The sequence below is a fragment of the Nocardia sp. CA-119907 genome, from assembly GCF_050955995.1.
Classification (GTDB): Bacteria; Actinomycetota; Actinomycetes; order Mycobacteriales; family Mycobacteriaceae; genus Nocardia.
Genome location: NZ_CP192091.1, coordinates 2,382,844 through 2,401,255, shown reverse-complemented (window position 1 = coordinate 2,401,255; position 18,412 = coordinate 2,382,844). Strand labels below are relative to the sequence as shown.

At 66.1% G+C, this 18,412-nt stretch carries 20 protein-coding genes and 1 pseudogene; 12 read left to right on the top strand and 9 right to left on the bottom strand.

Features of this window, described 5'->3' with window-relative positions:
- Window positions 1-149 precede the first annotated feature (149 nt).
- Window positions 150-500, top strand: a complete 351-nt coding sequence (locus tag ACQP2D_RS10745) for a hypothetical protein (RefSeq protein ID WP_433683569.1) — start codon at window positions 150-152, stop codon at window positions 498-500.
- A gap of 350 nt (window positions 501-850) precedes the next feature.
- Here the strand turns inward: ACQP2D_RS10745 and ACQP2D_RS10740 are convergent, their stop codons facing one another.
- The 3 genes from ACQP2D_RS10740 to ACQP2D_RS10730 form a co-directional block, all read right to left on the bottom strand.
- Window positions 851-1,285, bottom strand: a complete 435-nt coding sequence (locus ACQP2D_RS10740) for a hypothetical protein (protein WP_433683568.1) — start codon at window positions 1,283-1,285, stop codon at window positions 851-853.
- A 199-nt stretch (window positions 1,286-1,484) separates the two neighbouring features.
- On the bottom strand, window positions 1,485-2,093 hold the full coding sequence (locus tag ACQP2D_RS10735; protein WP_433683567.1) for an AAA family ATPase: 609 nt from the start codon (window positions 2,091-2,093) through the stop codon (window positions 1,485-1,487).
- Between the two features lie 363 nt (window positions 2,094-2,456).
- Entirely contained in the window at window positions 2,457-3,383 is a 927-nt protein-coding gene (locus tag ACQP2D_RS10730) for an LppP/LprE family lipoprotein (protein ID WP_433683566.1), read from the bottom strand.
- 374 nt (window positions 3,384-3,757) lie between these two features.
- Between ACQP2D_RS10730 and ACQP2D_RS10725 the strand changes: the two genes are divergently transcribed.
- The 3 genes from ACQP2D_RS10725 to ACQP2D_RS10715 all read left to right on the top strand — a co-directional run bounded on the left by ACQP2D_RS10725 (window position 3,758) and on the right by ACQP2D_RS10715 (window position 6,115).
- Window positions 3,758-4,774 carry an NADP-dependent oxidoreductase gene (locus ACQP2D_RS10725; protein ID WP_433683565.1) on the top strand — a complete coding sequence of 339 codons (1,017 nt, stop codon included), beginning with the start codon at window positions 3,758-3,760 and terminating at the stop codon, window positions 4,772-4,774.
- Window positions 4,775-4,798: 24 nt separating this feature from the next.
- Window positions 4,799-5,203, top strand: coding sequence for a MerR family transcriptional regulator (locus tag ACQP2D_RS10720; protein WP_433683564.1), 405 nt, complete (start codon window positions 4,799-4,801; stop codon window positions 5,201-5,203).
- A 153-nt stretch (window positions 5,204-5,356) separates the two neighbouring features.
- Entirely contained in the window at window positions 5,357-6,115 is a 759-nt protein-coding gene (locus tag ACQP2D_RS10715) for a class I SAM-dependent methyltransferase (RefSeq protein WP_433683563.1), read from the top strand.
- An 88-nt stretch (window positions 6,116-6,203) separates the two neighbouring features.
- Here the strand turns inward: ACQP2D_RS10715 and ACQP2D_RS10710 are convergent, their stop codons facing one another.
- Entirely contained in the window at window positions 6,204-7,082 is an 879-nt protein-coding gene (locus ACQP2D_RS10710; RefSeq protein ID WP_433683562.1) for a hypothetical protein, read from the bottom strand.
- Window positions 7,083-7,202: 120 nt separating this feature from the next.
- On the opposite strand from ACQP2D_RS10710, the gene ACQP2D_RS10705 reads away from it, so the two are divergent.
- From ACQP2D_RS10705 to ACQP2D_RS10695, 3 genes are all read left to right on the top strand, one after another.
- Window positions 7,203-8,120 (top strand): sigma-70 family RNA polymerase sigma factor, encoded by a 918-nt coding sequence (locus ACQP2D_RS10705; RefSeq protein ID WP_433683561.1) that lies wholly within the window; start codon window positions 7,203-7,205, stop codon window positions 8,118-8,120.
- Window positions 8,121-8,547: 427 nt separating this feature from the next.
- Window positions 8,548-10,071 carry a PucR family transcriptional regulator gene (locus ACQP2D_RS10700; RefSeq protein ID WP_433683560.1) on the top strand — a complete coding sequence of 508 codons (1,524 nt, stop codon included), beginning with the start codon at window positions 8,548-8,550 and terminating at the stop codon, window positions 10,069-10,071.
- A 341-nt stretch (window positions 10,072-10,412) separates the two neighbouring features.
- A complete protein-coding gene (locus tag ACQP2D_RS10695) occupies window positions 10,413-10,991 on the top strand; it encodes a CBS domain-containing protein (protein WP_433683559.1) in 579 nt (192 codons plus the stop codon).
- A gap of 459 nt (window positions 10,992-11,450) precedes the next feature.
- Here the strand turns inward: ACQP2D_RS10695 and ACQP2D_RS10690 are convergent, their stop codons facing one another.
- Window positions 11,451-11,687, bottom strand: coding sequence for a hypothetical protein (locus tag ACQP2D_RS10690; RefSeq protein ID WP_433685990.1), 237 nt, complete (start codon window positions 11,685-11,687; stop codon window positions 11,451-11,453).
- Between ACQP2D_RS10690 and ACQP2D_RS10685 the strand changes: the two genes are divergently transcribed.
- A complete protein-coding gene (locus ACQP2D_RS10685) occupies window positions 11,580-11,939 on the top strand; it encodes a TraR/DksA C4-type zinc finger protein (RefSeq protein ID WP_433685604.1) in 360 nt (119 codons plus the stop codon). The genes ACQP2D_RS10690 and ACQP2D_RS10685 overlap by 108 nt on opposite strands.
- Here the strand turns inward: ACQP2D_RS10685 and ACQP2D_RS10680 are convergent.
- The 3 genes and pseudogenes from ACQP2D_RS10680 to ACQP2D_RS10670 form a co-directional block, all read right to left on the bottom strand.
- Window positions 11,838-12,179: a MerR family transcriptional regulator gene (locus tag ACQP2D_RS10680; protein WP_433683558.1), complete on the bottom strand. Its 342-nt coding sequence runs from the start codon at window positions 12,177-12,179 to the stop codon at window positions 11,838-11,840. The genes ACQP2D_RS10685 and ACQP2D_RS10680 overlap by 102 nt on opposite strands.
- A 133-nt stretch (window positions 12,180-12,312) precedes the next feature.
- Window positions 12,313-13,536: an IS110 family transposase gene (locus tag ACQP2D_RS10675; protein WP_433678657.1), complete on the bottom strand. Its 1,224-nt coding sequence runs from the start codon at window positions 13,534-13,536 to the stop codon at window positions 12,313-12,315.
- 251 nt (window positions 13,537-13,787) lie between these two features.
- Window positions 13,788-14,030 (bottom strand): annotated as a pseudogene (locus ACQP2D_RS10670) (MerR family transcriptional regulator); the annotation flags it as partial.
- 70 nt (window positions 14,031-14,100) lie between these two features.
- Here ACQP2D_RS10670 and ACQP2D_RS10665 point away from each other — a divergent pair.
- The 3 genes from ACQP2D_RS10665 (at window position 14,101) to ACQP2D_RS10655 (ending at window position 16,510) form a co-directional block, all read left to right on the top strand.
- The gene (locus ACQP2D_RS10665) at window positions 14,101-14,583 is read left to right on the top strand and encodes a DUF6194 family protein (protein WP_433683557.1); all 483 of its coding nucleotides are present in this window, start codon (window positions 14,101-14,103) and stop codon (window positions 14,581-14,583) included.
- A 252-nt stretch (window positions 14,584-14,835) separates the two neighbouring features.
- Window positions 14,836-15,669 (top strand): class I SAM-dependent methyltransferase, encoded by an 834-nt coding sequence (locus ACQP2D_RS10660; protein ID WP_433683556.1) that lies wholly within the window; start codon window positions 14,836-14,838, stop codon window positions 15,667-15,669.
- A gap of 226 nt (window positions 15,670-15,895) precedes the next feature.
- Window positions 15,896-16,510: a hypothetical protein gene (locus tag ACQP2D_RS10655; protein WP_433683555.1), complete on the top strand. Its 615-nt coding sequence runs from the start codon at window positions 15,896-15,898 to the stop codon at window positions 16,508-16,510.
- A gap of 131 nt (window positions 16,511-16,641) precedes the next feature.
- Here ACQP2D_RS10655 and ACQP2D_RS10650 read toward each other — a convergent pair whose 3' ends face one another.
- Window positions 16,642-17,388: a TetR/AcrR family transcriptional regulator gene (locus tag ACQP2D_RS10650; protein WP_433683554.1), complete on the bottom strand. Its 747-nt coding sequence runs from the start codon at window positions 17,386-17,388 to the stop codon at window positions 16,642-16,644.
- 88 nt (window positions 17,389-17,476) lie between these two features.
- Here ACQP2D_RS10650 and ACQP2D_RS10645 point away from each other — a divergent pair, with 88 nt between their 5' ends.
- Window positions 17,477-18,340 carry an SDR family oxidoreductase gene (locus ACQP2D_RS10645; RefSeq protein ID WP_433683553.1) on the top strand — a complete coding sequence of 288 codons (864 nt, stop codon included), beginning with the start codon at window positions 17,477-17,479 and terminating at the stop codon, window positions 18,338-18,340.
- The last annotated feature ends 72 nt before the right edge of the window (window positions 18,341-18,412 follow it).

Below are 18,412 nucleotides of genomic sequence, written 5' to 3'. Positions count from 1 at the left end.
GGGTCCTGCTCGACCGGCGAACCAGCGTGTCGGCGCGTCAGCGGGTGCGGACGCGGGGGATCTTCTAGCGTCGGGTCAGGAAGGAGATGCGGCAACGTGGGCAGCGGCCGCCTGGCTGAGCTCGGTGTTCGACGGCGAGGAGTGCAGGCTTGAACACGTTTTGGGAATACGCAGGCGGACCGCTTTTGGGGATAGCCATCACGGTGGTCTTCTGGCTGATGGTCTGGGTCGCGGTCTCGGTCGCTCGTGTCCGGTCGGGAGGACGGTCCCGGTTGGGCCGCGTCAACGTCTTCGATGCGACGCTGCGGCCATCTGTCCCGACTCCGATGGGCCCGATGGTCCTCGTCTGGGTCCCCATCGTGGCTTGTGGCGTGGTGTTAAAGGCTCTCGGAGTGATCCCCGACTGGGGGCTGGCGGCGATCGTCGTTGGTGGCGCCGGCGTGGCAGCGACCGTGTCCCGTGTGCGGTTCCTGATGGGTGCGTCGACGTCCAATGAGTAGCGTCGCGTGGCGTCGATCGCGTAGGTCGTCGGCGACGCGGGCTATGAACGAAGTAGGGGCGTTCGCTGGGCGACCGGAGTCGTGGGTTGAATCGGATGTCTGCTCGGGGGCGTGAGATCAATCCGGGGCAGGAGGTTGGTCCAACCCGCACCGGAATCCTCTGCGGCACTTGGCATGTGCCGCAGAGGATTCGGTGCAAACCGACATATCTCGATGCTGCCGATCCCGCCACCGGTGAAAAGCTCTGCGCGGGATGCACAGTCGGCATGGATGGCGAGCAGATCGTGGACACCCACAGATCCCGGCCGGCCCTTCCGGCAGCCGCCGCGAGGCCAACCGAATGGCGGAGGCTAGCGAAGGGTGAAGCTGCGGACGCCCTGGGCGCCGATGACCGTTGCGCGGGCAAAGTAGTCGCCGGGGGCGTCGGCGAACGGGTGGGGGTCATCCAGCACAAGCATCGCCGGGCTGTCGATGAACCTCCCCGCGGCGCAGTCCGGACTGCAGTCATTCCGATGCTGGGTGCCGTGACCGACGGCCTGGGTGCCACTCCACATATCCCAGGTGATGTCGTTGATCATGTTGTTCCCGTCGGCGCAGGTCAGGGTCAGTGATGGCGGTTCGACGACATAGGGTCCCCCACAGTCGCTGACCATCGCGGCCGGCATCCCCGGGGTGTCGGACCACGAGGCCGAAGCGGATGGGGCGGTGAGAACCCCCGCGCCCGCGGCCGCGGTAGTGGCGGCGATGATCGCCGCCCGGAAGATCGTGCGCTCGTGAGTGCTCATCGACATCGGTCCTCTCGGCCGGAGTGTCGGCCTTGTGGCGGTCATGGCTCTGCTCATCGTGCCCGCCTATCATCCCACCGGGCATGTCGTCGAGGAGTGATTTGGGACAGTCGCTCAACGAATCAGAAATAACACCCGAATCGCGGCACGGGATTCGAATCTCCTGGCAGTCGGAGTCGGCATCCGATTACCGCCAGACTCAGTTGGGGATGACAACATCCACCACGGTGTGCGCGATCTCGCGCAGATCGCTGTCGAGGACCGTCGACCGATAGCCCTCCCAGGCGGCGAGTTTCGGTGCGTCGCGCTCGGCACCGCGGGCGATCATGCGTTCCCTGATCTGCGCGGCCGAGCTGTCCATCCATACCGTATGCACCGCAAGCGATTCCGGCGCGGCTGCTTTCATCCGCAGATGCTGTGCTAGTGAAACGCCAGTATCAGCCGAATGTCGGATCACGGAAAGAAACGGTGCATCGAGTACCACCGGATGCCGGACGCCGATCCCGAGCCCGGTACGGACCAGCCCGTCATAGATACCGGGAGACACCACCGACCGGTAGACATCGCTGTCGCGGTCGAACGGATCACCACCCAGAGCCCGCATCACATCCTGTTCGAGACGCGGCGCGAAACTGTCCTTGTCCAACACACTCGCATGCGACCGTGCAGCGAGATACGCTGCGGCCGTGGACTTCCCGGAGCCAGGAAACCCACATACCACCACGACGCCGCGTCCAGGCGAGGTCGCCACAGCGCGATTCAACGCGACTATTACGGACTCAGGAAGTATCCCCACCCGAGCGACCATACTGGGCGAGGACGGCGTGCCCGAGGGTCGTTCCCGGATCGGCTACGGCTGCGCTGTCGGTGACCGAACGAGAGTGGTTCAGGGCGCATACGTGTGCGACCGAGTTCAGGTCGGCGAGGATGTGTGCGTGGCGGGGTTCGTTCGACACAGGGCTATTCGCGTTCGCGGCGGACATCGAGCAGGAGTGGGCGCAGACAATGAGAGATCGGTGGCGCGCGCACGCTAACAACCGGCTAGACTTCGCGTTCTGACCATATGAAGTTGATCGGCTCTGCATCCGGCGACGGAATATCCACACATGCCACATATCTCGCTGACCGAACTGGCCAGCGAGAATGATCGGCGGATGCGGCTCACCGGCGCTCAGCGGCAGATCTTGTCCGCGACATCGGCAGGCACGCCGATCTCGGTGCAGTGCAGCGCACTGCCGAGGCCCACAGGCTTCCAGCCTCCGTCGGCCGCTACGTAGTGGAACAACACTTGGGCTCGGTTGACAGTATTGCTGTGGGTTCCCGTGTGGGCCATCGCCCACTCACCCGCACAATCGATTCGATCCTCGAGTTCGATCGGCGTCGCCAACCGCGACTCGATGTCAGTGCCTCGCAACGCTTCGAGCAAAACGGCCTTGGTAACCGGGCACACCGGCGGTGAGCTCGCCGAACTCGGATCGATGACCTCCGTGGGGAAGTCACGGTCCGGGGTCACCGTGCGATCGTCGGCGCCCAAGGTGAGCGTGACAATGACCGGCCCACCCGAGGGACAGCAGCTGGCGTCTCTACCCGTCAGCCAACGGTACTGGACCCGGACACTGCGATCGGACGAGCCGACCACCTGTGTATAAGCAGTCGACTTCTTGGTCGCGGTGCCCAGATAACCCGCGTGGTTGAACAGCATCACGTGCCAGGGTGAGCTAGCGGTGCCGTGCGGAGTCCCAGCGAGCACCCAAAGGATGGCGGGACAGGCGCCGACGGAGGCGTCAGTGCCGCTGTCGGCGTAGAACCCATCGCCGCCGACACCGGTACCGAGTGCGCCGAGCGCGGCCGTGACCACCGCCGACTTCAGATCGACGCATCTGCCGTTTCCGGCAGTGGCAGGAGCATTGTCACCCGCAGCCTGCGTGGCACCTGGTGACTGCTCAGTGACGGGAGGCTGAGCCGACCCCGGCACGGCAGCGGTAGCGGAGCTCGAAACCGACGACCCCCCGGACGTCTGCGTCGTCACACCGTCCTGACATGCCGTCGCCAGGGTCACCGCCGCGACCGCCACGATGATGCCGATGATCCTTTTCATCAAGTGCCCTTCCCCTCTGTACTACAGAGCACTTCGCGTCCTGAACGAAAATCGTTGCGCCCCTGCTTTCATGGGCACGCTGGCATGCGTCCCGCATTCGCCAACTGCCGCGAGGACGCCGAACCCGCTACGTACCGGATCGGATTCGAGCAAACCGCGTCGGCCGAATCGCCCACAGTGGGCAATCGCGACGCGAGACCTGTTGTAGCTCAACGCGTCCTGCAATGCCGAGACCACCAAACGACCCAGCCGATAGCGTCGGTCCGGTCGTTTGCGCTTCGCAGAACAGAGGGCGGTGTGAACACCGATAGCAAACACGGCTGCACACGGCCAGCTTGACCTTCACGTATACGTCAATCCTTAGCGTCGGTGGCATGACCATGACGACACGAACCTCCCGAGCGGTCCAGCTCGCCGCGCGACCGGACGGATTTCCGGCGCTGTCCGACTTTCGGCTGGTTGAGCAGCCGGTATCCGAACCCGGGCCGGGGCAGGTGCTGGTACGGAATCTGTACATGTCGCTCGATCCAGGGATGCTGATGCAGATCGGGGCCTATCCGGGAATTCCCATGCCGCCCTTCGTCATCGGGGACGCGATGTCCGGGGACGCGGTCGGCGAGGTCGTCGCATCCGCCGATCCGGGTGTCCCGGAGGGGGCGCTGGTGCTGCATCGGCTCGGTTGGCGTGAGTATGCCGTGGCCGCGGCGGATGCGGTGCGGATCGTGGATCCGGACGCGTATCCGTCGCCGTCGGCGTATCTGGGGTTCGGGCTGGTCGCCTACGCGGGCCTGACGGTGGCCGCCGGGCTGCGCGAGGGCGAGACCGTGTTCGTTTCCAGCGCGGCCGGCGCTACAGGCAGTCTGGCCGGGCAGATCGCACGACTGCTCGGTGCAGGTCGTGTCGTAGGCAGTGCGGGATCGGCGCAAAAGGTGCGCCACGTCGTCGACAAGCTCGGCTTCGATGCGGCCTTCGACTACCACGACGAGCCGCTGACCGACCGATTGCGGACCGTCGCACCGGCTGGGATCGATGTGTACTTCGACAACGTCGGTGGCGCCCAATTGCGGGCGGCGGTCGAGGTCATGAATGTCGGCGGGCGGATCGCCCTCTGTGGCGCGCTGGCTCGGCAGCGGTCCGGCGGTGTGCCCGACGGCGGTCCCGGAGATCTGCTGCCGGTGATCGGCAAGCGGCTCACCCTGCGCGGGTTCACCATGCTCGACCATCTGAACCTGGCCCCGGAATTCGGCCGACGACTGCGGCAGTGGCTCGCCGACGGTTCACTCGTACACACCGAGACCGTCGTCGACGGACTGGAAAACGCACCGCAGGCACTGCTCGATCTAGTGCGGGGACGCTACACCGGGAAGGTAGTCGTGCAGCTCACGCGTTGAACCATCCCGAGGAAAGGAACGACGATGCTGATCGGTGAACTCGCGACACGCACCGGGACCACCACCCGCGCCCTGCGTTTCTACGAAGAACAGGGACTGCTCACCTGCGAGCGCACCACCTCCGGATACCGCACCTACGACGAGACAGCGGTCAAACAAGTCCGCAATATCCGCGAACTGCTCGACATCGGATTCACCATCGACGACGTTCGTGCGTTCCTGCCCTACCTCGATCGCGATTTGCCCGGCGTCTTTCCGTTCGAACCGCGATGCACCACCGGATACGCAGCCGTCGGCGCACCCCGGGTGGCCGAGCTGAATCAGCGCATCACCCGCCTGACCGAACTGCGAGACCGGCTCGTCAGCCGGATGCCGTGGCTGACGCTTGACGATCCCACTGGCAACGCGAGCGGCGAACGATCGGATTAGCGTCCCGTCCCGGCAAGGACCATCACGCCGAAAACGAGCAGAACGAGTTCTACTTCCAGAAGGATCTGCGTGATCCGCCGAATTACGGAACCATTGGTCTGATCTCCTGCACGACCCTTCAGGTGTGGCCCGTCCGCAATCAAAGGAGGAGTCATGGACGAGGAACCGAACCACAATGCTCAGCCAGACTTCGAAGCGCTCTACCGCGACACGTCGCCGGAGCAGGATACTGCTGCGTTGATCCCCTGGGACATCGGCGGCCCACAACCGGTAGTGCAGCAGTTGGTGGCCTACGGCGCTCTGCGGGGCGAGGTGCTCGACCCAGGAACCGGCCTGGGACATCACGCGATCCACTACGCGTCCAAGGGCTACTCGGCCACCGGGATCGACGCCTCGCCGACGGCGATCGAGCGGGCCGAGCGCAACGCGGAGCGCGCCGGGGTGCGGGTGGACTTCCAAGTGGCCGATGCCACCAGACTCGACGGCCTGGAGAATCGGTTCGACACCGTCGTCGACAGCGCGTTCTACCACGTGTTCCTCGACGACGAACAAACACAGACCCAGTACGCACAGGCCCTGCACCGGGCCACGAGACCAGGGGCGCGACTGTTCATGTTCGAAATCGGACGCCACAACGTCAACGGCCTTCAGCCGGAAGGTTTGCCGGCCGAGAACTTCGAGCGGGTCCTTCCCGCGGCCGGGTGGCACATCGACTACCTGGGAACCACCACCTACCAAGCCACCTTCAGCCCGGAAACGTTCACCCATCTCACCAAACAGATGGGCGACGACTCGGGATGGGCCGACCGGATGAAACCGATGCAAGAACAACTCCAGACCATTGCGCCGTTGCTGAAAAACAACCGAGTGCACCTGCCGGCGTGGGCCGTGACCGCCACCCGCCTCGACTAGGTGCTCAACAAGACCTGTCGGACCGTTCTCGTCCAGCCCAACGCATGGCTGACCGCCACCGCCGTGGCCATCACTGCGGCCCCTGCGGTCAGTTCGTCCTGGTCAGGGAGCCCGAGGTCATTACGAACGGGATGCTGTGATCCTGTCCCGACAGGATGGCGGTTTGATGTCGCCCGTCGTCGGCGATCGACCAGAACGCCAGCGTGGTTGCGCCGCAGGTCTGCGTGGCCGGAGACAGCTCGGCGGTATTCCCACGGGCCTCGAAGGTCCAGTCGCAGCCGTCGGCGGTATGCGCGGTGACGGTGCTGCCCGCCGACGGGGCGAAGGTGACCGGCCCGGACATGGGAGCGGGCGTGAACGGCAGCGGAATGAAGTAGGAGTTGGTGGCGGCGTTGGTGGGGAAGGGCGCGCGGTCGAAGGTCCAGGTACCGCTGAAACGCTGCGCGGTGTCGGCCTGGGTGCCCGCGGCGGCGTTGGTGCGGCGGCCGTCGACCAGATCGAATCCGAAGGTCCCCGGGCCGAGATAACTGTTGGCGTGCAGGGTTTCTCGCTCGATGCCGTCATCGACGGTGACGCGCCAGCGGTCTATGTTGTAGCCGGATCCGATCACCTGGTTGAAGCAGTACTGGGTGGTGGAGGTCATTTCCAGCGCGTCCCCCACGGGCCGGAAATGCCAGGTGCAGCCCTGATCGGTGTGGCCAAGGACCTCGCTTTCGGCACCGCGAGTGAAGGTAATGGTGCCGATCTGCGGAATGTCGGGCCGGTATCCGAACAGGTCCATGGTGGCGATGTTGGTGCTGGTGACGTGGTCCGGCTGGTCGTAATTCCATGTGCCCAGGTACTTTTCGACGGATCCGGTCGTTTCGGCGGACGCGGTCGAATCGGCTCCGGCCGGTGCCGGGACGGTCGCGAGGCCGGCCAGCGCCAGGGCTGCGATCGCGGTCAGTCGGCTCGAACTGCGCAACATGAGATCTCCTCGAATGGTGCTTCGTGTTTTTTGCGGGTCGGCACTATGACGAGGCGGACGGCGGAAAAGTTACCGCGCCGGATCGGTAACTTTTCGCGCCGCCAGCTCGTCGTAATCGGTATGGAGACTCATGGCGACCAGTTCACCGCGCTGTGGGATGCGCATCGCGCCTACATGGTGGACCTGGCGTTCCGAATGCTCGGTGACATCGCGGACGCGGAAGACGTTGCGCAGGAGGCGTTCCTGCGCCTCTCACGCACCCGCGCGGACGAACTGAACAACGTCCGCGGCTGGCTGACCGTGGTGACCGGCCGCCTGTGCCTGGACCTGATGGTCAGCGCCCGGGTCCGGCGCGAGCAACCCGGCGACCCGGAGCTGCTGAACTCGATGGTCTCCCCGAGCGTCGACCCGGCGGACCGGGTCACGCTCGACGATCACGTCCAGTCGGCACTGGCGATGGTGCTGCAGCGGCTGAATCCGCCCGAACGGGTGGCGTTCATCCTGCACGATGTGTTCGCGCTGCCCTTCGAGGAGATCGCGGCGATTTTGGGCCGTCCAGCGGGGACGTGCCGACAGCTGGCGCGGCGGGCGCGTACGAAGATCACCGGGACGACGGCAGGTCGCACGATCGCAGCGGCTGAGCGCGCGGTCGTCGGGGCCGACCCGGTTATCGACGCGGTCGACCATGCCACGGCATCGACACACCGAGCCGTCCTGGACCGGTTCATCGCGGCCTGCTCCGGCGGCGACCTCAACGCCCTGCTGACCGTGCTGGCCCCGGACGCCTGGGGATCGGCGACCTTCGTCGCGGGCTCGCTGCCGACGCCGCAGCACACCCACGGCGCGACGGCCGTGGCGTCGAACCTGCTCAGCTACTTCGGATCCGGCACCACGCTGGTGTCGCACCCAGCGCCCGCAACCGTGGGCGTCCTGGCGTACCACAACCGCGCGCTGTACGGCATGCTCATGCTCACGATGCGCGGCGACCGCGTGGCGGGCATCGAGGCGATCGTCGACCCGACGATCCCCATGGCGTGAGGACGGCCTACCGTCGCACGCCTTGTTCGTGCGCCGGGACGGGCGCCCGCTCCATGGCCTTTCGGTGTACCCGCGGCACCAGAAGCCGCAAGAACGATCCAACGTCGTGGGCCACACTTCCGGCTGGAAACGAGCCCTGCAGCAGTTCGCCCTGATCTACGGCGACCACAGTGCCCAGTAGGATCAGAACCGATCGCCTTCACTTCTGTCACTCCCCTGCAGCACGATTCCATGTCGCAGGAGAACGCGACGGCGCTGGAATCGCATCTGGTCGAAGCGGCCCGGATCGTCGGCGTTGGCTCGCGGCGGTGTTCATCCGGATGCACCGGCTGAAGGGCGGAGGTCCGGCTTCCTCGTTCATGACCGTCCACGGGTTGGGTTGGGCGCATGATCGCGCTGCATTGTCGGTTCGACATCGGAGCGGCTGATGGTGACATTGGATCGGTTGGCGAACGTGCTGGGTGGCTATGGGGTCCGTGTGCGGTTGGGGTCGGTTCCCCGGTCCGCGGAATTGCGCAGTGTGGTGATCCACGGGGGCGATCAGGATCCCACCGAAGCCGGTGATGTGCTGCTCGGGATCGGGGCGCGCTCGGTGTCGGAGGTAGTGGACTGGGCGGTGTCGGCGCGGGCTGTTGTCGCGCTCGTCCGCACGGGTGAGCAGGCCGACGACGAGCCGCAGATCGAGGGTGTGGCCGTGCTGGTGGTCGACCCCGCAGTGGCCTGGAGCGAGTTGGCCGCCGTGGTCTACGGATTGGTGCTGGAAGGCCGCGAAACGGAGGCCGGTCGCGGACCGACCGACCTGTTCGCCTTGGCCGATCGTCTGGCCGACGCGGTCGGAGGTGCGGTGACGATCGAGGACCGGCGGTCTCGGGTGCTGGCGTACTCGAGGCCACAGCAGCATCTAGACCCCGCACGGGTCGAGACGATCCTGGACCGGGAGATGCCAGCGTGGCTGCGGACCCTGTTCGATGTGCACGGTGTCTTCGCACATTTGGCGTCCTCGGATGAACCGTTGTTCGTTCCAGCGCAGGAGGAACGCGGTCTGACGGGGCGGATGGTCGTGGCCGTGCGCGTGGGCCGGCAACTGCTGGGCTCGGTATGGGTGTCGTGCCCGGAACCGTTGCAGGCGGCTCGACACAGGGCCTTGACCGACGGCGCGCGCACGGTGGCCCTGCACCTGTTGCGGTCGCGGGCCAGTGCGGATCTGGAACGTCAGGTGGAATCCGACTTGGTGATCCGTTTGCTGGAGGGCACAGCGGACGCGGCAACCGTGGCCAGCAGGCTGGGGTTGGCGCCGGAGAGTTTGCGGGTGATCGCGCTGCGGGGTCGGATGGCCGACGAGCAGCACGCCGCACTGCTGGTGGTCTTCGAGCGAGCAACAACCGGATTCGGCTGGTCGCGTCCGAGCCGCAGCGCCCTTGTCGGCGACACCATCTACACCGTGCTGCCCGCTGATCAGGCGGCGACGGCACGCCGCTGGATCAGCGAGCTACACGCGGCGCTGCCCGCGCAGATGACGGTATCGGCCGGCATCAGCGGTGTCGCACGGGCGACGGAACTGATGTTGGCGCACCGAGAAGCCGATGAATGCCTGGCACTGCACGAGGCCCGCTCAGCAGGTGCTGAGCCCCCCGCCTATGACGAGTCATGGGACGAGATTTTGCTGCAACGGTTACGCACCGCAGGGCAATCCGGGCGCACCCCCGCACGGGGGCCGGTCTCGGAGTTGCAGCGCCACGACCGCGCGAACTCCACCCAATATGTGGCAACGCTGCACGCCTGGTTGCAGGCCCAAGGCGATCCCGTCGAGGCAGGCGCACAGCTCGGCGTGCACGAGAACACCATCCGCAACCGGCTGCGCAAGATGGCAGAGGTAACCAATCTCGGCTTGGACGATCCCCGCAAACGACTCGCCATGATGATCGAACTCGCCGTCACCGACACCGCCTGACACACCTGCGCTGTGGCGTCACCACAAATCTCGGCGCCTCGATTGTCGGATCGGTGCAACCCCTCGCTCGGAGCGCCACCCCATCATGGGAGTTGAGCAGTTGCAGGTAGAACCACCACGACCGTGGGTCTGAGCGACTGGCACCCGGCCCGATACCAGGGCCTGCGCGTCGTCAGGGGCGGCACCGCCGCCTTGGCCCGCCCCTGACGACATTTTCCCAGCGAGGACAGACACATGACCAACAACGGCTGACCGACGGCGCCCGGAGTACACGAGCAAAGCCAGCGAAGGATCCGCTCTTTCGCGGGATCGATTTACCCAGCTGAACGGAGTTGAACGGAATGAAGGACATGCGGATGTGCGAGGTCATGCAACGACCGATCGTCGCCGTGCGGCACAACAACGCAGCCCGCGAGGCGGCGCTGATGCTCGCCGAATCGGGCTACGCGGCGTTGCCCATTCTCGACCAGGACGATCGCCTCATCGGGGTAGTCACCAGCGGTGACCTGCTGCGGGCCGGCGAACTCAGCGACCCGGTCACCGCGGTGATGACCGCACCCGCGGTGGCGGTCCCCGGCAGCGCGGCACTGGCCGAGGTCATGAGCACGCTGGTCACCCACGGACTGCGCAGCCTGCCGGTCATCGATGCCGACGGCCGCGTGGTCGGCATGTTCAGCCGCGGCGACGCGTTACGAATCATGCTCACCCCCGACGACACCCTCGCCGGCGAAGCACAGAACCTGCTCGACCAGTACACCGGCACACGACGCTGGCATGTCACGCTCGATGAAGGCGACGCAACCATCCGCGGCCGCTTCGCCGACGAATCCGAACGGCGCATCGCCACCGCCCTGACTCGCACAGTGCCCGGCATCCGGACCACGACCATCGCGACCACACCGGTCGAATCCGCGCACTGACCCGACACATTGCGGTCGCAGCCCGGGTGGTCGCACAGCGGCGTGCTCATCGCGGCTGGCGCACACCTCGCCGAAGAACAGTCCACCGCGCTGCTGGTGGCCTCCGCTCGGGCCGCCACCGGGCTCGGCGCGTCCCCGCTTCCCGGCACCTGGCCGGGTAACCCCGCACACGATCATCCCGGGTGCGGCAAATGTCACAGACGCACAAGCGCAGCCGTGGGGCGTAAACGATCCTGGGGTTGTCAGCGAATATTCCAATGGCGTGGAGGTGGTCATACGAAGGCCCGCTGGCAGGGCGGCCCATCCCCTCTCCCATGACCGCAATCCCAACCTTCAGCCCTGGAGACCCAGATGCCCCTCGCCCAGCCCGTCTCGCCCGCACGCCTTTCCGACCACCTACCCGGCCTACGAGCCGGACTGAATCAACAACGCCGCTTCCGCCTGCAACAGCTGGCCGAACTAGACGCCGAAATCGACCGCGCGCCCATACCCATCGACGCGGCCGATAAGGCCAGGCAGGAAGTCACCAGCACATTGGCCGTGGCAGCACGACACGCGCTGGCCGACATCGATGAAGCCCTCACGCTCATCACCACCGGCCGTTACGGCCGCTGCCTCAGCTGTCACGGCGAAATCCCGATCCACCTTCTGCAAACCATTCCCACGACACAGCGGTGCCTGAATTGCCGACGGCATCTGCCTGCCTTCGACAGTTCCCGCCCGATGCGCGGACAACTACCTCGCGCAGCCTCCCGCACACCGCGACGTGGCCCGCTGGCGCAACGGAAAACCCAGCGCCCTCCTTCCGGGCAGTCCTGGCCGAACTCGGCTACACCGGCGAGGAGATCACCGAGGTTGGATGATCTGGGCCAGCGTCGCTCCTGCGCGGATGAGCGCAAGTCCGCGTTGGGCGATAGTGATCAGACGGGCGTCGAGCGCTTCGAGTGAGTGACCTGCGTCGCCGAGGTCGCGGATCGCTGCGATTGCTTTCTGAACGTCGGGAATCCGGTAGCCGGCGGCCCGCAGGGCTGCTGTAATGCGCGCTTCTCGAATCGCCACGAGCTGATAGCGCCGGGCCGATCCTGAACGGGTGATGATCCGTTCTGGCCTCACCAGCCCATGCTGCTCCCAGAAGCGGAGGGTGGAGGCACGCAGCTCGAGCGCTTGTGACAGTTCGGTGATGGTCATCGCGTCTGCTTCTACGGGGTTGGCGTCGGTCTCCGCCTCGCCTTGTATCGCCTCCAGCGCTTCACGGGCAGCGAGCGCTTGCTCTCGTTCCTGGTTGAGCCGTCCGTGAAAGACATCCCAGGAGGCTTGAATGTCAAGCAGTAGCCTTCTCGCCCAGTCGAGGCCAGGCGGTGCCCTCGTCGTAGAGGGTTCCGGTTTTGAGGCATCCGTGGAGGATGCCGACGAGTCGGTTGGCGAGCTGGCGCAGGGCGGGGTTGTGGCCGACGCCGCGGGCTCGCTGGTGGTCGTAGTAGGCGCGGGCGCCCGGGGACCACAACAGTGCGGAGAACGCTTGTGTGGTGAGGGCGTCGATGAGCCGGTCGTTGTGCACGAACCGGGCCAAAGCGACCTTCTTCTTGCCGGAGGCGCGGGTGATCGGGGAGGTGCCCGCGTAGTTCTTGCGGGCTTTGGCGCTGAGGTAGCGGGTGGGGTCGTCACCGAATTCTGCGAGCACCCGGGCACCGAGGATCGGTCCCAAACCTGGCTGGGACATGATGATCTCAGCGGCCGGGTGCTTGCCAAAATGGGCCTCGACCTGCCCTTGCAGCGTCTTGATCTGAGTGTTGAGGACGGTCAGGACCGCCAGCAGCGCCTGCACCGACGCGGCGTAGGCATCGGCCACGACGTCGGGCTGGCCGAGTTGGGCCGAGCGCAGCGCGGCCTGGATGACCGCGGCTTTGTCCGCGATGTTCTTGCGGCGAGCGCGTTTCAACGCGGCGCTGATCTGCGCGATGGTCAGCCGGGCCGCCTGGGCGGGTGTGGGTGCCTTGGTGAGCAGTTCCAGGGTGTCGGCGGCGTCGAGGTCCTCGAACGCGGCCAGCGCGGCGGGGAAGTAGTCGCGCAGGGCGTGCCGCAATCGCTGGGTATGGCGAGTGCGTTCCCAGATCATCGTCTTGTGGGTGCGGGCCACGACCTTGATCGCCTCGGCACGCGCGGAATCCCCAGCAACCGGCCGCAATTGGTGAGCGTGGGTGCGGACCATGTCCGCCAGCACGTGCGCGTCGCCGGCGTCGCTCTTGGCGCCGGAGACCCCCAGCCGGTCACGAAACCGGGCCGCCTGCAACGGATTCACCGCCAGCACCGTGTATCCGGCGGCGACCAGCGCGGCGACCCAAGGGCCTCGGTCGGTTTCGATCCCGACCACGACCTCGATCTCGTCGACGTCGTCGCCGACCAGGTCACCGACGATCGCATGCAACCTGCCCATTCCGGTCACGCCCTCGGGCACACGCGCTTTGGCCAAGCGGCGGCCGGAGCTGTCCATCACCTCCACATCGTGATGGTCCTCGGCCCAATCGTCTCCTACGAACAGTCTCAATGGCTCTCCCGTTCTCGATGCCGATCACCGTCGAGCAGCCAGCGAGAGAACCATCAGCGACCTAATCAAGCAGTGCTCACATCACCACGGACGGGCACGACATCCCAGCAGCGATCAACTCTCCCGACCTACTGGCAGAGGCACGGTCTTTCTTCAGGACTCGAAGTCCAGGAACACAGAGTGCTCACCTGCCAGTCGGCTACCACCAAGGAGTTTGCCGGATGGCTCACTCCCCGAACTGATTAGGAACACACCAGAGCGGTCGCCTGATCGGTCGGCAGCGAGCGGATTGCCCGCATCGCTCGGCGTGCCTCGACCGGCCCCACCGCGTAGGAGAGATCGCGGTAGGCGCGGAGGTCGCGGACGTGGTCTGCGGAGAACTGCCGGTATCCGTTACCCGCCCGGGTCGCGGATGGGATGACACCGAGCCTCTCCAAGTCACGGACCTGCTGGACCGAGTAGCCGGTCGCCGCTGCCACCGCCGAGACCGTCAGCAACTCCGCCGCCTGATGGTCGCGCCCATGAGTCAACCCTCCATAAGCACTTCAACCTCACACTCGAACCATGAGTATGGAACAACTCCTCGAGTCGATCCGAGCGTTCGACGGGGTCCTCAAGCTTGCGCCGACCGAAGGCAGCCCGTTCCCCGAGATTGCGTGGGGCGACCACTTCTTCTACTACGCCCCCGATGGCCTAGTGCCGCAACGCGAACAGCCCTACGCCACCATTGTCACGAAAAACTACCCCGACGACAGTTCGTGTGACCTCGACCGGCCAGGGCGATGGCGGCTGAACATTCACGTCGGCAGGAGCGCCTGCACCGAACTCATCGGTGCGGACCCCCGGATCAGCTCGGGCGCGGTCGACTTCACCGCTGTCGACACCGTCCTGCCACATCCTGTGTATCGCACACAGGGCTGGATCTCGATCGTCAACCCTGACGCGCAGACTCACGCTTTAGCGGTCAGTTTTCTTCGCACGGCACACGACGCAGCGCGTCGACGAGCAGCCCGCCGTAAATCCGCCCACCGACCGGCCGCAAGGTGACCCAGCAGAAGTTGGTCGACCAGCGGGACTCACCCTCGACCCGAAAGTCTGTGCCAGATCCAGTCTTCAACCGGAACCGACACAGACCCGAATGCAAGTTGGTCCGAGCGGTCACCATCGGCCACATGGGGAGGACAGCTCGTAGCTGTTGGTGCGCTATCCAATTCGCAGCGGCATTCGCGGAAGGGGTGCTGTCAGCCAATGACAGAACGTGATCAGCGTCAGCCTCGGCAGCACCGACCTGGTGAAAATGTGAGTAGTGTCGCTGGCGTGAAAGACGCCGGACTCGTCGGAGTGCAGAAGACCGTCAGTCCCGTCCTCAGGGCAAAAGCATTGGACAACCGGCTGTCGGACCCGATCCTCGGCGACAGATACGCCGAGCAGACGATGCGCCGCCTCGACCCCGACTACGACAACCGCAGATTCGGCACCAGCCAGATGGGCCTGGCCGCCGTGGTACGCGCCAAGGCCCACGACGACTGGGCCCGAAGCTTCCTCGCCGATCACCCCGACGCGGTGGTACTGCATCTGGGCTGTGGCCTCGACGCCCGCGTGTACCGGATCGACCCGCCCGCCACCGTCGACTGGTACGACCTGGACTACCCCTCCATCATCGAACTGCGCCAACAATTCCTGCCGCCGCGAGAGCACTACACCCTGATCGGCTCCAGCGTCACCGACCTGACCTGGCTGGACAATATCCCCCGCGGCCGGCCCATGCTGATGATCGCCGAGGGACTGGTGCCCTACCTGACCGAGTCCGACGTCCGGCGGCTGCTGACCAGCATCGTCGACGCCTTCCCCACCGGACAAATACAGCTCGACACCGTGCCGGTCTGGGCGTGGCGCACCTCGAAATGGGACCCCACCCTGCGCAAATACGACACCCAGTTCGACTGCGGCTTCAACGATCCTGTCGCGCTGGCCGATTGGCACCCGCGCCTCGAATACGTCGACGAGGCGCCGATGAACGACTCACCGGTGCTGATGGCCAAGGCGCCCGCGAACGTACGCCGCATGTTCCGCCTCCTGAACCTGCTACCGGGCATGAAACGGTCCACCCGCATCGTGCGGTTTCGGTTCTAGTGCGCCGACGGTCAGTACAGGCCTCGGCCACATGACAGCTCAACCGCAACACTTGCCGATGTGCAAACGAATCCGACCGAGTTCCGGTCATGCCGTGGACGGAGGCCGATGGCCGACACCCTTATCGCTCGCCGCAGTAACGAGACGGTCCGGTAGTGCGAAATCAGGACAATGAGCTGAGCAGATCGCGGTAGCGGAGCCGACCGGGGGACCCATGCACCACACCATGCCTGAACGCACTTCTCGCACCCCCGGCAAGCTCTCGCGGCGGGCGGGGGTGATCCTGCTCGGTGTGCTCGCCGGTGTGGCGGTGATCGGCGGATGCTCGAACTCGTCGACGACGCCGGCCCCGGGCTCATCGGCGATCTCCGGCACGACGCCGGTCGCCGTTGCCCCGTCGGATATCTCGGGCGCGCCCGCCACCTCCGGCCATCAAGGAGCGCCGTCGCAGCCGCAAGCCCAGAGCCCGATAACTCCCCCGGAGACCGCGGCCCCGCAGCCGATCACCTCCGTCCCGGCGGACACTGCGCAGCAGCCGGTGCCAAACCATCCGGCATCCGGCACCACCTTTGCCGGAGAGGGACTCGCCATCCAGCAGGCCACGGACTTGCAAAAGTCCGTGGACGGCGGCCACCAGCCCTGGCGCCTGGACCGCGTCCAGGTCGCAAAGTCCTTCGTGCAAGGGCGATTCGGCTGGACCAGCGTGCAAACGAGCACCGACGCACCGACGGTCGTCTTTGTCACCAACCAGGACGGCAGCAAGGTCGCCCTGCACCTCGCCCAGCCCGCGACCCAGGGCGATCACGGCATCTGGGTCGTCGAGACCGGCGTGTGGAGCTGACCCGCACGAGACCTCGAACCGTTGAAATGCGGTCGCGAGTTCAGCGACCGCAGTATTCGCGATGCACAGCGCCTCGCCGAATACCTGATGTTCCGGCAGGTTCGGGAGCCGCCGGTGGCTATGTGGCGCGCTCAGTGGTCAGCTGCGAGGCGGTCCAGCCACTCTCGAAGGAGGTGCTGCTCGGCGGTGGTGAGTGTCGTTTCATCGGGGAGGGTGGCGCGGAGGGCGCGGGCCGCACCTGCCGGGCCGGTGTCCTGGACGGCCGGGTGTTCGTTGGTGACGGCGGTGACCATGGCCTCTCGCAGGGCGGTGAGCAGGGCCGGGTCGCGGTCGGCTTCCGGGAGGGACAGCCAGGTCAGGACCGCGCCCCGGCCTGTGGCGTGAATGATCCCGGCTGCGAGTTGCTCGTCGACCCGTAGCCAGCCGCCTGCGGCGAGGCGACGGACCCGTCCGCGCAGGATCTTCAGTCCGGCCTGGAATGCGGCCGACTTGGTGCCGGCGGGTTCGCTGTACATGAGGGTGTAGAGCGCGGGGTTGGACAGGCCGAACTCGACCGCGAGGTCCCACCCGGCCCGGAGGTCGTCGATGAGGTCGGCCGGGTCTGGGTCGACGTGTTTGCCGGCAACGAATTTCGCGAAACCGTACTCCGCCACCGCTTCCAGCAGCCCGTCCTTGTCGCCGAACAGCCGGTAGATCGCCGGTGGTTGCAACCCTGCTGCGTCGGCGACTGCGCGAGTGGTCACCGCGTCCCGACCCGCATGCTCGAGCAGGTCGGCGGCGGCTTCGATGACGCGCTGTCGGTGCTGTTCGCGACCCGACGCCGTGCCGTCGGGTTCGACGGTGGTCGTGCCGCTCCCGCGTGGCGTGTGCGATGTCATGAATCAACGATAACGCTTGACTGTTTCCAATGAAAGTATCATTGTTAACGCATTGATGTTTCCAATGGAATCAGGATGGAGAAACAGCATGATCATCGTGACCGGAGCCACCGGGCTGCTGGGCCGTCGGATTGTCGAGAGCCTGCTGATGCGAGTGCCCGCCGACCAAGTGGGTGTGAGCGTCCGCGACCCGCGAAAGGCGCAGGACCTGGCCGACCGCGGAGTACGGGTGCGGCAGGGCAGCTTCACCGACCCGGACAGCCTGTCCCACGCTTTCGAAGGTGCACGCCAGGTGCTCATCGTGTCGGTCGACAAGCTCGGTGCGGAGGCCATCCGACAGCACCGGGCGGCCATTGACGGCGCCGTCGCGGCCGGCGCACGCCGCATCCTCTACACCAGCCATATGGGCGCCGGCCCGACCTCGCAGTTCGAGCCCTGCCGCGACCACGCCGCCGACGAAGAGGTGCTGCAGGCCTGCGGCGTGCCGTTCACCTCGCTCCGCAACGGGTTCTACGCCGCCAGTGCACTGCGGTTCTTCGGACAGGCCGCCGAGACCGGACAGCTCGTGTTGCCCGCGGATGGGGCGGTGAGCTGGACCGCGCACGCCGACCTCGCCGACGCGGCCGCGGCGATCCTTGCCGAGGAAGGCCGATTCGACGGTCCCACACCGCCATTGACCGCTGCGCAGGCCATCGACTTCGACGAGATTACCGCCCTCGCTGCCGAGCTCACGGGCCGAACCATCAAGCGCGTCACCGTATCCGACGAGGAATTCCGGCAACAGATGGCGGACTACGGCGTCCCCGCCGAGCAGGCGGACCTGATGGTGGATATCTTCGCCGCCAGCCGAGCCGGTGAATTCGCCACGGTCGACCCGACATTGGCGAAGTTGATCGGCCGCGAGCCGATCGGCTTCGATACGGTTCTGCGCGAGGCATTGTCGGCGAGCTGATTGCTCTGCGCTACTGAGGGTCTGCGACCTTCGAGCGGAGCCGCTGCCCGCCAAACCGTCTCGAAGGTCCCA